Source organism: Wolbachia endosymbiont of Trichogramma pretiosum, from assembly GCF_001439985.1.
Taxonomy (GTDB): domain Bacteria; phylum Pseudomonadota; class Alphaproteobacteria; order Rickettsiales; family Anaplasmataceae; genus Wolbachia.
On sequence record NZ_CM003641.1, the window covers coordinates 985229 to 1001586 of the forward strand.

Below are 16358 nucleotides of genomic sequence, written 5' to 3' on the forward strand. Positions count from 1 at the left end.
TCTATGTTTATAGAAACAGAGTTTTTGAATTTGTAATTTTCCAGAAAGCTCTATATTCTTTGATTTTATCCAGTTAAAATGAATATGAAGTATTATCCTGATACAAGTAGCAGTCCTGATTTTTCATTGCTAGAACAGGAAATCATAAAATTTTGGCAGGAAAATAAAATTTTTGAGCAGTCAGTCGAGAAACGTTCCAAGGGTCATTGTTTTGTATTTTATGATGGGCCTCCGTTTGCAAATGGACTTCCGCATTACGGACACTTGCTTACTGGTTTTATAAAAGATGCATTTGCAAGATATCAAACTATGCTGCAAAAAAGGGTTGAACGTAGATTTGGTTGGGATTGCCATGGCTTACCAGCTGAGATGGGTGCAGAAAAGGAACTTGGAATATCTGGTAGAACTGAGATAGAGAAGTTTGGCATTGAAAAATTCAATAATCATTGCCGTACTTCTGTGATGAAATTTTCATCAGAATGGGAGAAATATGTAAATAGACAAGCAAGATGGGTAGATTTTTACAATGACTATAAGACTATGGATAAGTCATTCATGGAGTCGGTCATGTGGGCATTTAAGCAGCTTTATGATAAAGGTCTGGTGTATGAATCAATACGCGTTGTTCCCTATAGCTGGGCGTGCGAAACTCCACTCTCTAATTTTGAAACAAGACTAGATAATGCTTATAGAGAAAAAATTAGCAAAGCTGTAACTGTTGCTTTTGAACTTTTAGAAAATCCAAAACAATTTAAACAAAAATGTAGATTACTTGCTTGGACTACAACGCCTTGGACGTTGCCTAGCAATCTTGCACTTGCAGTAGGGGAGGATATTGAGTATTGTATGGTGTTAGTGAATGATGAAGTCTGCATCTTTGCTGAAAGTTATTTAGAGAAATTTGTCAGCCACTGTGAACAAAGCAATATTAAATATGAAAACTGTAATATAAAACTTAAAGCAAGTGATCTTGCAGGTCTTCCTTATAGACCACTGTTTGATTACTTTAAAGATACAAAGAATGCGTTCCGTGTTTTCATTGCCGATTATGTTACAGTAGAAGATGGTACTGGTGTTGTGCACACTGCTCCTGGATTTGGTGAAGAAGATTTTTACCTTTGTCAAAGCCATGATATTCGAGCTATTTGTCCAGTTGATAACGCTGGAAAATTTACTACTGAAGTTTCAGATTTGGCAGGAGTTCATGTTTTTGATGCCAATGATACAGTAATCAAGAAATTAAAAAGGCAGGGGAGCTGGTTTAAAACTGAGCAATATATTCACAATTATCCTCACTGCTGGAGAACTGATACTCCTTTGATCTATCGCACTATGCCTTCTTGGTACGTTGCTGTGACAAAGTTCAAGGGGAGAATGGTAGAACTGAATAAGAGAGTTAATTGGATGCCGAATCATATTAGAGATGGTCAATTTGGAAAATGGCTTGAAGGAGCACACGATTGGTCTATTTCACGCAATCGATTTTGGGGTACTCCAATTCCCGTGTGGAAATCAGACGATACAAAATATCCAAGAGTAGATGTGTATGGTTCGATAGCAGAACTAGAGCGAGATTTTAATGTTGAAATAGATGACTTGCACAGACCATTTATCGATACTTTGATAAGACCAAATCCTGATGATCCAACAGGAAAATCAGTTATGCGTCGTGTGCCTGATGTGTTTGACTGTTGGTTTGAATCTGGATCGATGCCATTCGCGCAAGTTCACTATCCGTTTGAAAATAAGGAGTGGTATGAGAGTAATTTCCCTGCGGATTTTATCACTGAATATATAGCACAAACAAGAGGATGGTTTTATACACTTTTTGTGCTTTCCACTGCTTTATTTGATAGTGAGCCATTTAAGAATTGCATATGCCACGGTGTGGTTCTTGATGTGAAAGGTCAGAAATTATCCAAACGTTTGAATAATTATGCAGATCCAATGGAGATTTTTGACAAATATGGTTCTGATGCGCTGCGTTTTCTTATGCTTTCTGGATCTATTGTCTGCGGTGGTAATTTACTACTCGACAAAGAAGGAAATTTAGTGCGTGATGTTCTAAAAAACGTAGTAAAACCTATTTGGAACAGTTATCACTTTTTTACTATGTATGCCAATGCAGATGGAATTAAAGCTGAGATTTGTAGGGATTATCAGAATACTATTGATTGCTACATGATTTCAAAATGTTTTAAAGCTGTGGAAGGTATGCGAGCTTCTATGAACAACTATAACTCTCAGGAAGCTTGCAAAATCTTGACAGATTTTTTTGAAGTGCTAAATAATTGGTATATTCGTCGCAGTCGCGAGCGTTTTTGGAAAAGTGACTTAGATCAAGATAAAACCGACGCTTATAATGTTCTGTACACAGTTTTTTATTACATGCTTCGAGCTGCAGCTCCTTTGTTACCACTTATAACAGAGACTATATGGCAGGGGCTTGGGTATGAAGAAATATCTGTTCATTTGGCTGATTTTCCACAATCAGATAGATATAATAGTCAGCTCATTGCCAAGATGGATTTGGTAAGAGAGATATGTAACTCTGCATTATCCATCAGAAATACGTTTAACATGCGCATCAGGCAGCCACTTGGCAGTATGACTATCTACCATCAGTCTTTCTATAGTTTTCTTGAAGGTGAGCCGTTTTCTGTCATCCCAGTGTGTGACACTGGGATCCATTGTACTGCAGACTCAAATGAATACCAAGAGATGATAAAAGATGAGGTAAATGTAAAAAAATTAGAATTAGTAAATAGACTTGAAGATATTGCATCATTAGAGCTAAAACTAAATTTCCCGCTACTTGGTAAGAAGATTCCAGACAAAATCAAGAAACTAGTTCAATACGTTAAGGAAGGAAAGTGGAAGCAAGTTGAAAACGGACAGATATTTCTGGGAGATGAAACAGAGAACTATATTATAGAAAAAGGTGAATATGAACTATTGTTAAAAGCAAACAGTGAATATTCTTCTGTATTTGATAACAATAAAGGGATTGTTATTCTTAGTACTGAGCTCGATAATGAACTAATTCTAGAAGGGCTTGCGAGAGATGTTGTGAGGCTTATTCAAGAAACTAGAAAACAAGCTGATTTTCATATATCAGATAGAATTAGAGTAACAATAAAAACAGAAGATGAAAAAATTAAGGAAGCAATAACTACATGGAATAAATATATAAAAGATCAGACCCTTGCCTTATCCTTGGACACTAATAAAGAGATCGGAGCCGACTTCTATTCTAAGGAATATCAAGATTTGATAGTTAGTATTAAGTTAATGAAGTTGAAAAGTTACTAATGTTTATGCTATACTCAAATTGCTTTCAGCAGGGTGGTGATATGAATCAAGTTGTTGCAGATGGTCATAGAAAAGTTATTGATTTAAATAACAACAGTGATGGTTTAGGTAAAGTAGAATTTATTTCCAATGTTCCTTTGGAAGAGGAAGAAGAGTTTTTTGATGCTATGGAAGATGTTTCTAATGTAGAAGAAGGGAATGATTTAGGTTTTGCTAATTTAGAAGGGGAAGAAGGGTTTTTTGATACTGTAAGTAGTCAGGATGGGTTAATTAAACAAATAGCTGCTTTTAATGTTCCACTCAGTATATTTCATTATAAAGATAATAATTCTGACTTTTTTACCTCCTGGTATAATATGTCAAGCAAAATATTGAAAGAGATAAATATAGCTTGTCCAGAGAAGAAAATATTAAATTTAGCTCTGTCAGTTTTAATACTTCCTTATATTGCTTTTACTGCACTGGGGTTAGTCATATACAGTAGATCTAAAGCAAATAGCAAGGCACAAGAAGGTGTAGTGGAAGATAAGACAAAAAAGAGTGAAACAGGTGTGCTAAAAAGATTGGCATATGGAGCTCTTGCTGCAATGGCAATTTTTGTTAATGTGACTGTACTGGTAGCTTCGGTTGTTCCTGCAACAATTGCTTTAGCTACTTTTTATCTTTTAAATAGAGATTTATCTCATTCTTTAGTGGCTACTCTTAAAATGAGTATGGGGCATTATTCTAATAAGCACCAAAATATAGAGTTGTCTTTTTATGAAACAGTAGTTTCTGGTTCAAGAATTAAATATGATATGAAAATAAAATTTCCACCACAATTTAAACAATTACTTAGAGACTTATATGAGAATGAAAATAATCACTGGTTTAGTGTGGAGACGGATTCGGAGCATAGTATCGTACTAAAATTGCCAATTAACATAAATTTAAAAAATGGTCTTAGACCCTTGCATGATAAAATCAAGAGTGTGCTTGCAACTTCGATTCAAGAATGCTCAAGAACTATGGAAAAGCTGATTAAGCTAGAAAAGAAAGATATTACACATGATAAACTGAAGGAATTTTTTAATAAATTCAAGCTGAAAGTGGTGAGTAGCATAGATTCTAAGTTGATAACTCACTTAGTAGAAAATGCTTGTCAAGTTGCTTTTATACAAGCAATTAAATTTCAGCAAAATAGACGGGGAGAAGATTTTTCACTGGAGGATGAGCTAAAAAATACTTTAGTGAAACAGAAATTAGAAAGTCAAGGTAAGGAGTTACCAAATGAGAAAGAGATGATAGTAAAAGATCTGAGAGAAGCAGGAGCAAAAGTACCAGATACCTTGGAAGATAGTGAATTTCCTTTATTTAAAGCAGAATGGGAGCGGATTAAAGAAGAAGGGAAAATAGATAAGAGGACAATCATTGATGTTTATAAAGAGAAGTATTGTGAAGAAACAGGAAAAGCTCTAAATAGTGCTAAAAAAGAGATTGAGAATTTGAGAAAGGCAGGGCATCAGAGGTATCGCATTATACGTAAAGAATTAGAAAAAATGTCTGATGGTAAAGGGGGGGATAACTCAATAAATGATGATTTAAAAAGGAAATTAGAGGGTCTTTTTAGGTTCGAGTATGACGATCAAGAAGTTGAGCAAAGGCTAATAGAATCAGTAATGAAAAAAGCTAAGGGTAAGTTAGACATGTTAGGAACACTAAGCTTAATAGACCACTTTCGAAGTTTAGAAGAGGAGATAAAAGGTCCTTTGAATGGGGAAGTTTTAGAAGAAGCTTCAGGTAAGGTGAATGACTTTATAGCAAAGATATATTTAGAAATAACGAAATGCAAAATACAAAATTTATTCAAAGGCCAAGCAAAGGGTACAGAGGACTCATGTAAGTTATTAGAAAGGGGGGCACCAGATCTAGTAGAAAAGATTAATTCACATCGAGTGAGAATTGAAAAATACTTAAAAAGATCTGAACAACCTATACTATTAAGAAAAATAATAGAAGGGAATAAGGACTTAGATAAGTACTTAGAAGATGAGTGTAATAGAAAAGGGGAAGGGCATCCAAATACGAAATTAATACAGAAGCACTTGAAAAATAACAAAGAAATTCTAAAAGAATTAGAACGGTTAAAATTGGAAGAAAAAGAGTTGTTGATAAATGAAGAAACAAAAAATAATTACAGGGAAGAACTAGAGTCTCGTGAAAAAATAAAATTTGCAATAATAGAAGATGACTTGCTGAAAGCGTTCGAGCATGAAACTTTTAACGAAGAAGCACTTAAGAAGTTACTAGAGAGGACAGAACTTGAGTACTATTTGTCAGAAAAGTTCATAAAAAGTCCTGTAATTAAAGTAAAAGATAATATCAAACGCTTTTGTCAAGATTTATTTTCTCCTTTAATAAATAGATTGGTGGAAAATATAGTAAATAATGTACCAAAAAGTGATAAGAGTTCATTTCTTCAGCCTATAAAAGCTATTAGGACAGGCTTGGGATATATTCAAACAGGTCTTGCCGTTGCAATGCGTGGGGATAAGAGCACAGAAGGAAAAGCGTTGAGTGTGGCACATGATACTCATAAGGAAGTAGAAAAATTTCTTCAATATTTTCAGTTAAGTCATGAGGAAGTAGGAGTTTTTTTTGGTAATTTATTTTCTGATGATAGAACGACATTGAAAAATGATGTATGTCCTAAAGTAGAAGAGCATTTGCATGGAATGTGGAATAGGTTTTTTAAGGATATTGAATTCAAGATAGGGAATAAATTGGATGAAGTAAAAGTGACACAGCAAAATCAGGAAACGGCGATTACGGCTTAATAATGAGCTCTCAAAGTTCCTTTAGTATTTTCACACACTAAGTTGGCTATCATATTTGATTCCTTTTGTATTTCCTCTTCAGTTAAAGTGTGAGTGGGAGAGCAGAAAGTAACTGAAAATGCTATAGACATCTTATTCGATTCTATATTGTTTCCATGATATACATCAAATATCAAAATTTCTGTGATGAGCTCTGAGCTTTTTTTTACCATATTGATTATACTACTTGCTTCTATATCTTTATTTATAATAAATGCAAAATCGCGTTTTACACTTTGATATTTATAATTGATAAATTTTTTTCTACTTATAGGTAAATTTTCGATATTTTCTAACATCAACTCAAAGCCTACAACTTTTTGTTTGATGTTAAAAAAATCCAATATACTAGGATGCAATTCTCCAAAATAACCAACTATTTTACTTCTAAAAGATAAGGAGCCTGATTTTCCTGGGTGATAATATTCTTTTTCTGCTCTCTCTATTGCTAAATCATCACAATTGATATTAAAAAGTTCCAAAGCTGTTATGAGATCAGCCTTTGCGTCAAAAACATCTATTGTCCTGTCAGTGTTATAATGGTTTCGTGGTAGATTATTTCCTGACCTGATTCCGCTTAAAACATACTTAGACTGAGCTTCATCATTATAAATTGGCCCAATTTCAAAAATTGCACAACCAGGTGTACCATGGGCAGTATTATTTGCAGTAACTTTTAACAAATTTGGTATGATGCTTGGTCTCATTATGTTAAAGTCATTATTAAATGGGTTGTCGATAATAAATAATTTGTTCAAGTAACCAAACTTTTCAGCTATTGATTCACTCATAAAAGACCAAGTTATCACTTCATGAAACCCTCTGCTTGTCATTAAAATGCGTAAATCATCTTGTGTCTCTTCTTCTACTGTCACGTCTTCTGCTAGTTGCTCTTCCTTTATTTTATCATAGCCGTATATTCTTACTACCTCTTCAACTAAGTGAGCAGGTATGGTTACGTCTGGTCTCCAGCTTGGTACTTGTATATTCCAATTACCTTCGGTTTTTTTATCGATACTAAACCCTAGCTTTGTTAAAATATCGAATACCTCATTAGGTGATGCAGATACACTTCCAAGTTTGTTTGCATCTTGATAATCAAAATTTATCTTGGTATCAGCCTTATTAAAATTGCCAGCAGACACTATGCTTAAAACTTCTCCGCCACATAAATCTAAAATCATCTGGGCTGCAAGATTGAGTCCATCAAGGGTAAAACTAGGGTCAACTGAACGTACAAACCTGTAACTTGAGTCTGTGTAGATGCCTAGTTGCCTTGAAGATTTAGTGATAGAGATAGGATCAAACCAAGTAGACTCTAAAAAAATATCAGTAGTCTCAAGAGTGCATTCACTGTACTTACTACCTATAATTCCAGCAATTGCATGAACATTTTTATCATCAGAAATAACACTTATGTCTTTATTTAGTGAGTATTCTTTATCATTTAAACCAATAAATTTTTCTCCATCGTTTGCTTTACGTACTGTGAGCTCTCCTTCTATTTTTTTTGCATTATATGCATGCATTGGGCGATTAAAGGATATCATGATGTAATTAGTAATATCAACTATTGCAGAAATGGAGCGCATTCCTATGGATTCCAATTTATCTTTTAACCATTTTGGGCTCTCTCGATTTTTTACATTGGTGATGTATATTCCACTAATAAAGCTCTCCCCGTCGGTAACTTTGACGTTTACTGGTGAATTTATAGAGCAGGTAAGTTGTGGAATGATTAAAGTCTTTAACGTTCCAATTCCAGTTGCTGCTAGATCACGTGCTATTCCATAAACACCTAGGCAATCTCCACGATTTGGAGTGACATTTATATTAATTACAGGATCGCAATTAAAAAATTTATCCCCTACTTTATAATCATCAGAAAGCTCAATTATTCCTTCACTTTCATTTTGAGTCAACGCAAGTTCGAAAGCAGAGCAGAGCATCCCTTCACTTAGCACTCCTCTTATTTTTGTAGGCTTAATTGTAAAGTTGCTTTCTGGCAATGTGCTACCAAGAGATGCAAGCACGGTCTTCATACCTTCTTTAACATTTTTTGCTCCGCAGACTATCTGCAGAACTTTACTTCCATCATTTACTTTACATAATTTTAATTTATCAGCATTTGGATGAGGTGTGACTTCTAATACTTTTGCAATAACAAAATCGGCCAATTTGTTATTGTTGACCACATCCTCTACTTCCAATCCTATGTGAGTTAGCTTATCAGTAATTTTTTCTAAACTGGCATTGGTTTCTAAGTACTCTAATAACCAAGATAATGTGAATTTCATCCATATAACAAGAAACAAAAATTTATTGTAATGTAAAATGTGATGCTTTTAAAGTTTATTGTAGCGGAATACCTATACGTCATGAGCAGTGATGTAGAAGCTATTGTAATTTTATATATTTTTGCGAAGAAAGCTTATCTTCTCTATATCACCTTTTAAATCTACTTCCATAGAAAATATGAGATTCATATTGTGATTATCTTCATATAAACTACAAATGTAACCATCAATAGTTAAGCTTCCTATCATATTATGACTTTCATCTAGTATTTTGCTTCCTATTTGATAATGGCCGGTGTATTCGTTAAAGGAACCATCTGTCAATTTGATATATCCGTTACCAAACTCCTGTTCTAAATTTAAAGGCTGATTAATAAAATCTATTCCACCCATAATAATACCTCAACTAAAAGTTAAGTTATAATTAAAATAAGATGTTAAGTCAAGATATTAGGTAACTTAATAAGATTAGTGAATTTTTTAATGTAACTCTGGCTATAATTAGCATTCTAATCACATACTTTGTTGATATATTTATGCCATAATGGCATGGATCTTCTATCTTAATTCTTGACTTTACCCTATAAAGTCTATATTTTAATTACCATCATAGTTTAAGTATATAAATCAAGATGGCGTTAAATCCGCTAGAACAGTTTAAAGTATATACAATAGTAGAACTACCAAAATTATTTGGGTATGACATAAACTTTACCAACTCATCTCTTTTTATGATGATCTCGGTGATGTTAATGGTAATGTTTTTGCTCCTTGGAATAAGAAAAGGTGCAGTAATACCAGGATATTTGCAAGCTGCAGTTGAATATGTATATGATTTTGTTGTTTCAATAATAGAAAGTAACACTGGAAGTAAAGGTTTGGAGCACATTCCTTTGGTATTTACAGTATTTATTTTCATTTTATCGTGTAATTTAGTTGGTGTTCTTCCTTATAGTTTCACGGTCACAAGTCATGTGATAGTTACCTTCGCTTTATCAATGGTGGTTTTTACTTATATAACGATTGTTGGTTTTAAAGAAAAAGGAGTAGAATTTTTACGCATATTGTTACCAAAAGGAACTCCTTTGTGGCTTGCACCTATAATCATCATTATTAAATTATTTGCTTATTTAGTAAGACCGATTAGTTTATCAATAAGGCTTGCAGCAAATATGATTGCAGGTCATACAATCATCAAAGTGATAGCAGGATTCATCGTAAATATGAACATATTTCTTACTCCTGCACCTTTTTTGTTTATAATTGCACTAATAGGATTTGAAGTTTTTGTTGCAGTTTTACAAGCTTATATATTTACTATATTAACGTGCGTATATTTGTCAGATACAGTAAAGTGAGTGCTTGACTTGCCTGTAGAACATTTTATAATAGTGTTAAGGAACAGTTAAAGGTAGTATATGGATTTGGTGGCTTTAAAATTTGTAGCAGTTGGTTTGATGGCGTTTGCTATGTTGGGTGCTGGTTTGGGTGTAGCTAATATTTTCTCTACCATGCTAAGTGGGATTGCGAGAAACCCTGAATCGGAAGGTCGAATGAAAACTTACGTTTATGTTGGTGCTGCTATGGTTGAGATTATGGGATTTCTTGCCTTTGTAATTGCGATGATATTAATATTGTAGTGTTTGACACATGCCGCAGCTTGATGTTTCCACTTTCTTTTCTCAAGTTTTTTGGTTTTTAATTTTTTTCTCTTCACTTTTTTTTGTAGTAAGTTGTTTGTTCTTACCAAGGTTAGATGAAATAATAAACACTAGGAGTAAGGGGATATTAGATTCTTTCAGTAGTTCTGTTCACCTTTTAAGACTTACAGAAGAGCAAATTGCTAAGTATAATGCAGCTTTAAGTCAAGGTAGATTACGGGCAAAAAAAATCATAGATGATGCACTTGCTCAAGTAGAAGAAATGAGAGCGAATGTTAAGGATACATTGGAAGAGGAAGACAAGAAGATGATTAAACTTATTGAAGAAAAGGTAGTACAATTTAAATCTAAGTATACTAGTGAATTAAAACAAATGGCTACTAGTATTGCTTTGATTTACTATACTAAGTTAACTAATTCTGAGATTGAAGAGGAGTTTGTTGCTGATTTGGTATCCAAAGAATTTTAGGGTTTTTATGTCTACATTACTAGTTGTCAGCCTTGCTTTTTTAGCGGGTTTTACCCTCTCGTATAAATTGCTAAGGAAGGTAATAAAAAACGCGCTTAACAATAAACATAATAAAAGCAAGTTTTTAAGTGAAGAAACTGAAAAATTCAGAAAAGATATGTTGGAGTATTACAAAAAATCTTCTGAAAAATACAAAAAATTAGATTTAGAAGTTAACAAAATGATGAATGAAGCACTTGATAAGGCTAATAGTATTATTAAGCATAATAGACAGCAACTCGATCAAGCGTTAGATGAAAATGCCTATTCTAATTTGAAGAAAGTTGCTGACCGAGTTGAAAAAGCTCTTGGGGATTTACAAGCTAACACAGCGAGTATAGCTGCTCATGCTGTAAAAAAAATGATACATGAACGTAAAGATGATAAGCGTAGTAGTGAGGTTATATCTTCGTTTTCACGTGACTTGAGCAAAAAGTTGCATTAAGTTCAATGCCTGTACTTCAAATTGATAATGTAGAAAAAATTAAACTTGATTCTAGTTTATGCAAAGAACAAGGGAAACTTTTCTACTGTAGGTTGAATATAATTCCTTGGCAAAAATTAAATGGTACTACTTTTTTATAGTTGAAGACATAAGCCAAGATATCAATCTTTGGGTCGAATCTCATTGCGGTATTGAATATGTATTGATAAAAGTAGATAGCAAACGTATTTTAAATCTTCTTAACTCACACCTTGGTATTTCAGAATTCGCAAGTAACTACCTATATTATAAGAACCCTAATTTTCAGCTAACAGCATTGGGCTCAGTTCAATCTTTTTTTTTCCTCTTTCTTTGTTATGATTTCGACTTTAACACTGACAAAAAAATATGCATATTTTGCTTTGATGTTGATATTTATAATCGGATGTTCTAGTTCTTTATTCAAATTTGTAACTAAAATTTTTGGCTTGCGTAAAATTTCTAACCAAAAAGCAGATTATGATAAGTTGAATGAACCTATATATACTATTTTATTGCCTGCTTTTAAAGAGAATGCGGTTATAAAGCAATTGATTAAGAGTATTGAAAGTTTGGATTATCCAAAATCAAAATTAGATGTAAAGCTTGTGATAGAGAGCGATGACCAAGAGATGTTGGCAGCTATAGAAAAATGCACTTTACCACAGTATTTTGAAGTAATAAAAGTGCCTCATTCTCTGCCTAGAACAAAAGCTAAGTTATGCAATTATGCTATGAGCTTTGCTAGAGGAAAGTATGTGGTAATATATGATGCAGATGACAAGCCAGATCCGTTGCAGTTAAAAAAAAGCACTAATTGAATTTAATAAAGGCGACGAAAAGTTGGCTTGTGTACAGGCAAAATTAAATTACTATAACTTTGGTTGCAATTTTCTTACAAAATTCTTTTCTCTCGAGTATATGAGCTGGTTTCAATATTTTTGCCTGGATTGCAAAAAATGAACATGCCAATACCTTTGGGTGGTAGCAGTAACCATTTTCAGTGGAAATTTTAAAGAAAGTGCTTTTTTGTGATGCTTACAATGTCACTGAAGACGCTGACCTTGGTTTGAGATTTGCACAAATGGGACATAAAACCAGGATTATTGATTCAGAAATATTGGAAGAATCACCAACTACTGTGTTTGCTTGGATCAAACAAAGGGCAAGCTGGATTAAAGGTTATATGCAAACTTATATCGTTCATTTAAAAAATATAAAATTACTTTTTAAGAACACTGGGCTTAAGGGAGTTTTGCTATTAAACCTTTTTGTTGGTTCCTTAGCTTTTATATTTTTCACGACTCCTTTTTTGTTACTTTCATTGGTGCTGACTCAAATTTTTAATGAATTATTTTTATATTATTTTATAATAGTATACGGTACTAACTTGATTTTTTTTGATAATAGCTATCGGACAACAAAAAATGCCTTTTTATTTTTATATAGTATCAATATTTTTTCCCGTCTATAGTCTACTACATGGCATTGCAGCTTTTCTCGCTTTGTGGGAATTTATTATTCACCCTCAGCAATGGAACAAAACTCAGCATGGATTATGGAAGCAAAACCTGTAGCTATTTGGCTTTTTCTCTGCTCTCTCATGGTGATTTGCATGGTGGGAATTGGTGGATTTACCAGACTTTCAAAAGCAGGATTGTCAATCACGGAATGGAAACCAATTACCGGAACATTGCCACCGCTGAGTGAACAAGACTGGCTAAAAGAAAAATTAAAATATGAAGCTACACCTGAATATAAAGCATTTGATCATGGTATGAGTATGAAAGAGTTTCGCACCATATACTTAATAGAATATGTTCACAGGTTAATTGCAAGGCTGACAGGTTTAGTTTTTATTTTACCATTTATATACTTTATACTAAAAAAAAGAATACCTAAAAATGCAGTAATAAGGTTATCTATAGCACTATTATTTGGAATTTTACAAGCTTTTGCTGGTTGGTATATGGTTAAAAGCGGTTTGGTATCTAATCCTCATGTTAGTCACTATAAGCTCGCACTTCACTTACTGCTTGCATTAGTTATCTTTGCATTATTGTCATATCAATTTTTTGATTACCAAATCAAACCAAAACAGATAATTAAAATTAATAGCAATATTACATGTTGCATATGGATAATTTTAATCCTAGTTACAATACAAATAATCTTCGGTGCATTTGTTGCAGGGTTAAATGCTGGTTTAATTTATAATACCTTTCCACTAATGGATGGACAAATTGTTCCAGAAGATTTATTTTACTTACAGCCTACTTGGCTAAATATCTTTGAAAATAGAGTAACAGTGCAATTCATACACCGGGCATTAGCATTGCTGATATTAGTTCTGACAGCGATACTCACAATAAAAAATGCCAGTATAAAACCATTATATGTTATGTCATTCTCCGTCATCATTCAGGTGATTCTAGGAGTAGTCACTTTGTTGCTGCATATACCAATGGCCATTGCTATAGCCCATCAAATGTTTTCATTTATCTTATTTGTATCAGGTTTATACTGCTTGCGTTATTTAAGAAATCAGATCTAATACCAAATCACCAGCATGTATATTTTTTCCTTCTTTAACATGGATATTTTTTATTACCATTTCTGATTCAGCACATATTATATTTTCCATTTTCATTGCCTCTACAACAAATAGAGGTTGTCCTACCTCTACCTGATCTCCAGTATTGACGTGTAATTTAACCAATAAACCTGATATTGGAGATTTTACAGCATCTACTGAAATCCCTTCTGTTTTGTTGTTTAGCATTAATTTGCTTAGTTCAGCGACATGAGGTTTCAATACACAACATTTAGCTTTCATACCTGCGTGTCTTATAAAGTATTTGCTACCTTGCCTTTCTATTTTAAGTTCTATATCGGTATCATCATTAATTGTTATATATAACAACCTGTAACTTGGTTTCCACTTACCTACTACGGAGTATTTATTGTGGTTATATACTGTTGTTAATATGTTATCTTGATATTTTGCATTTACGGAGTACTCATTATCTTCTATTTTCACTATGAATGCTTCATCTATTGACTTACTATAATACTTTCCCTCATTTTCTAAGTGAACATACAGTGCAATAAAAACAAATATTTTAATATATTCCTCTGTAATAAAATCACCTTGAAACCCGCTAGGGTAATGATCTGGAATGAATCTCGTATGGAGCTTTGCTGCAATAAAATTTGGATTATGGAAGATGGATTCTAGAAATTCTATGTTGTTTATTACTTCCCCTATATAGCACTCAGACAAAGCTTTTTGCATTCTGCTGATCGCCTCTATTCTATCTTTTCCATAGGTTATAATTTTTGCAATCATTGAGTCGTAGAAAATGCTGATTTCTGAACCGCTAGCTATTCCATCATCTATTCTTAGATGACCATTTTCATCTGGTTTATCGTAATATTTGATTCTTCCGCTGGAAGGAAAAAATCTCTTTGATGGATCTTCAGCGCAAATTCTGCTTTCTATTGCAGAGCCAATAAGTTTAATATCATTCTGACCAAATCTTAATTTTTCTCCGCAAGAAATTCTAATCATCTCTTCCACTATATCTATTCCAGTAACAAATTCTGTTACTGGATGCTCAACTTGTAATCTCGTATTTACCTCAAGAAAATAGAAATTTTGGTTCTTATCTACAACAAACTCGACAGTACCTGCTGAAAAATAATCAACTTGCTTTGCCAAAGAAACACATTGAGCATACATTTTTTCTCTTACTTCTTCACTAATAAATGGGCTTGGTGTTTCTTCTATTATTTTCTGGTTATTCCTCTGTACCGAGCAATCTCTCTCCCCAAGACAAACTATATTGCCGTATTTATCTGCAATAATTTGTATTTCGATGTGTCTTGGTAGTTCTATATATTTTTCTATGAAAATACTACCATCTTTAAAACTTTTCTCTGCTTCATTTGTTGCTGATGTAAATGCTAGTTCAATTTCTTTTTTGGAATATACAATTCGCATTCCTTTGCCACCACCACCTGATGCAGCTTTGAGCATGACGGGAAAACCAATCTCTTCAGCAACGATGGCTGCGTGGGCAGCATCTTCGATCTTACCCATATATCCTGGCACTACATTTACTCCAGCTTTCCTTGCCTCTTCTTTTGCTGTTATTTTATTGGCTGTAACTTCTATTGTTGCTGTACTGGGACCAATGAAATCTATGTTATGTTTTTCCAGAGCACGGGGAAAATCTGGATTTTCTGCTAAAAACCCATAGCCAGGATGAACCGCCTCGGCACCTATTTCAACTGCTACTTCGCATATTTTTTCGATATTTAAGTAACTAAGATAAGCAGGAGAAGGTCCAATGTGCCTTGACTCATCTGCTTGCTTTACATGCACAGAATTTGCATCTGCATCTGAGTACACAGACGCACAAGATATGCCCATCTTGCGCGCAGTTTTGATTATCCTGCAGGTAATCTCCCCTCTGTTCGCTACTAAAATCTTACTATACTTCTTTCCTATCATCTTGTCAGTATACTTTCTTAAGTTAAGAAAGTAAATTTCTATATTACTAACTGCAAACACTTTACACTGGGGCTAAACCACTATCTAAAAGTTGCATAACATCAGGATCTGTCACTATAGTACTTTCGTTATAGAGGCCATATACTTCATTACATGCCTTAAATAACAGATATGAAGATCCTCCAGAAGCTATTGTTGCTATTGAAGCCAATGCAAGAGATTGAGAAGCCGAAAATAGAAGATACAAAGATACACACATAGTGACAGCACACACTATAGCTCCTACTATATATAAGCATATATGAAACTTCTTATTACATATAAAGCCACATTTTATATCTGCAATTTGCTTAACTTCCTTCCGCTCTGCAGGGTCCAAGAAATAAAGGGGTGATACTGCCTTCTTCCCGTCATCCTTAATATAGCTTTTATCGAGGAGTGCTTCCTTAATATATTTCTTATTATTCTTAAGTTCCTTTTCTAATCTTTTTACTCCTTCCCAATCTTTAGCTTCTTTTGCTTTCTTTACTTTGTTCTCAGTATCTTCTTCTAGATACTTTATGATCTCCTGTAACGCAGATAACAGAAACCCTTCACTTGCTGCTATATGAAATGGGTTTCCATTTTCATCAGTTCTATGCTTGGCTGCACAAGCAACTCTTTTCTTGCAAGCTTCAATAAATTGATTTCTATCCTCTTTTCCTACAACTTGTCTTGCAATTTTAAATAAATTATCCATATATAAA

General features: G+C 33.5%; 13 protein-coding genes. 9 read left to right on the forward strand and 4 right to left on the reverse strand.

Going from position 1 to position 16358, the window contains the following annotated elements; translation table 11 throughout:
* Positions 1 to 78 precede the first annotated feature (78 nt).
* Positions 79 to 3312 (forward strand): isoleucine--tRNA ligase, encoded by a 3234-nt coding sequence (gene ileS / locus wTpre_RS04875; protein ID WP_068652384.1) that lies wholly within the window; start codon positions 79 to 81, stop codon positions 3310 to 3312.
* A 41-nt stretch (positions 3313 to 3353) separates the two neighbouring features.
* Positions 3354 to 6128, forward strand: coding sequence for a hypothetical protein (locus tag wTpre_RS04880; RefSeq protein WP_083495784.1), 2775 nt, complete (start codon positions 3354 to 3356; stop codon positions 6126 to 6128).
* Here the strand turns inward: wTpre_RS04880 and pheT are convergent.
* On the reverse strand, positions 6125 to 8464 hold the full coding sequence (pheT, locus tag wTpre_RS04885; RefSeq protein WP_068652390.1) for a phenylalanine--tRNA ligase subunit beta: 2340 nt from the start codon (positions 8462 to 8464) through the stop codon (positions 6125 to 6127). The genes wTpre_RS04880 and pheT overlap by 4 nt on opposite strands.
* Before the next feature lie 111 nt (positions 8465 to 8575).
* Positions 8576 to 8857 carry a hypothetical protein gene (locus wTpre_RS04890; RefSeq protein WP_068652392.1) on the reverse strand — a complete coding sequence of 94 codons (282 nt, stop codon included), beginning with the start codon at positions 8855 to 8857 and terminating at the stop codon, positions 8576 to 8578.
* 239 nt (positions 8858 to 9096) lie between these two features.
* Here wTpre_RS04890 and wTpre_RS04895 point away from each other — a divergent pair, with 239 nt between their 5' ends.
* The 7 genes from wTpre_RS04895 to wTpre_RS04920 all read left to right on the forward strand — a co-directional run bounded on the left by wTpre_RS04895 (position 9097) and on the right by wTpre_RS04920 (position 13650).
* On the forward strand, positions 9097 to 9822 hold the full coding sequence (locus tag wTpre_RS04895) for a F0F1 ATP synthase subunit A (RefSeq protein WP_068652394.1): 726 nt from the start codon (positions 9097 to 9099) through the stop codon (positions 9820 to 9822).
* A gap of 60 nt (positions 9823 to 9882) precedes the next feature.
* Complete coding sequence (locus wTpre_RS04900) at positions 9883 to 10104, forward strand: F0F1 ATP synthase subunit C (RefSeq protein ID WP_068652396.1); 222 nt, start codon at positions 9883 to 9885, stop codon at positions 10102 to 10104.
* 10 nt (positions 10105 to 10114) lie between these two features.
* Positions 10115 to 10594: a F0F1 ATP synthase subunit B family protein gene (locus wTpre_RS04905; RefSeq protein ID WP_068652397.1), complete on the forward strand. Its 480-nt coding sequence runs from the start codon at positions 10115 to 10117 to the stop codon at positions 10592 to 10594.
* Between the two features lie 7 nt (positions 10595 to 10601).
* Entirely contained in the window at positions 10602 to 11078 is a 477-nt protein-coding gene (locus wTpre_RS04910) for an ATP synthase F0F1 subunit B (RefSeq protein ID WP_068652398.1), read from the forward strand.
* Positions 11079 to 11482: 404 nt separating this feature from the next.
* Positions 11483 to 11917 (forward strand): glycosyltransferase, encoded by a 435-nt coding sequence (locus tag wTpre_RS07030; RefSeq protein ID WP_245609411.1) that lies wholly within the window; start codon positions 11483 to 11485, stop codon positions 11915 to 11917.
* 182 nt (positions 11918 to 12099) lie between these two features.
* Positions 12100 to 12570, forward strand: coding sequence for a glycosyltransferase family 2 protein (locus wTpre_RS07035; RefSeq protein ID WP_245609412.1), 471 nt, complete (start codon positions 12100 to 12102; stop codon positions 12568 to 12570).
* An 84-nt stretch (positions 12571 to 12654) separates the two neighbouring features.
* The gene (locus tag wTpre_RS04920; protein WP_068652399.1) at positions 12655 to 13650 is read left to right on the forward strand and encodes a COX15/CtaA family protein; all 996 of its coding nucleotides are present in this window, start codon (positions 12655 to 12657) and stop codon (positions 13648 to 13650) included.
* Here wTpre_RS04920 and wTpre_RS04925 read toward each other — a convergent pair.
* The gene (locus tag wTpre_RS04925) at positions 13633 to 15612 is read right to left on the reverse strand and encodes an ATP-binding protein (protein ID WP_068652672.1); all 1980 of its coding nucleotides are present in this window, start codon (positions 15610 to 15612) and stop codon (positions 13633 to 13635) included. The genes wTpre_RS04920 and wTpre_RS04925 overlap by 18 nt on opposite strands.
* A gap of 61 nt (positions 15613 to 15673) precedes the next feature.
* Complete coding sequence (locus wTpre_RS04930) at positions 15674 to 16351, reverse strand: aankyrin (protein ID WP_068652400.1); 678 nt, start codon at positions 16349 to 16351, stop codon at positions 15674 to 15676.
* Between the last annotated feature and the right edge of the window lie 7 nt (positions 16352 to 16358).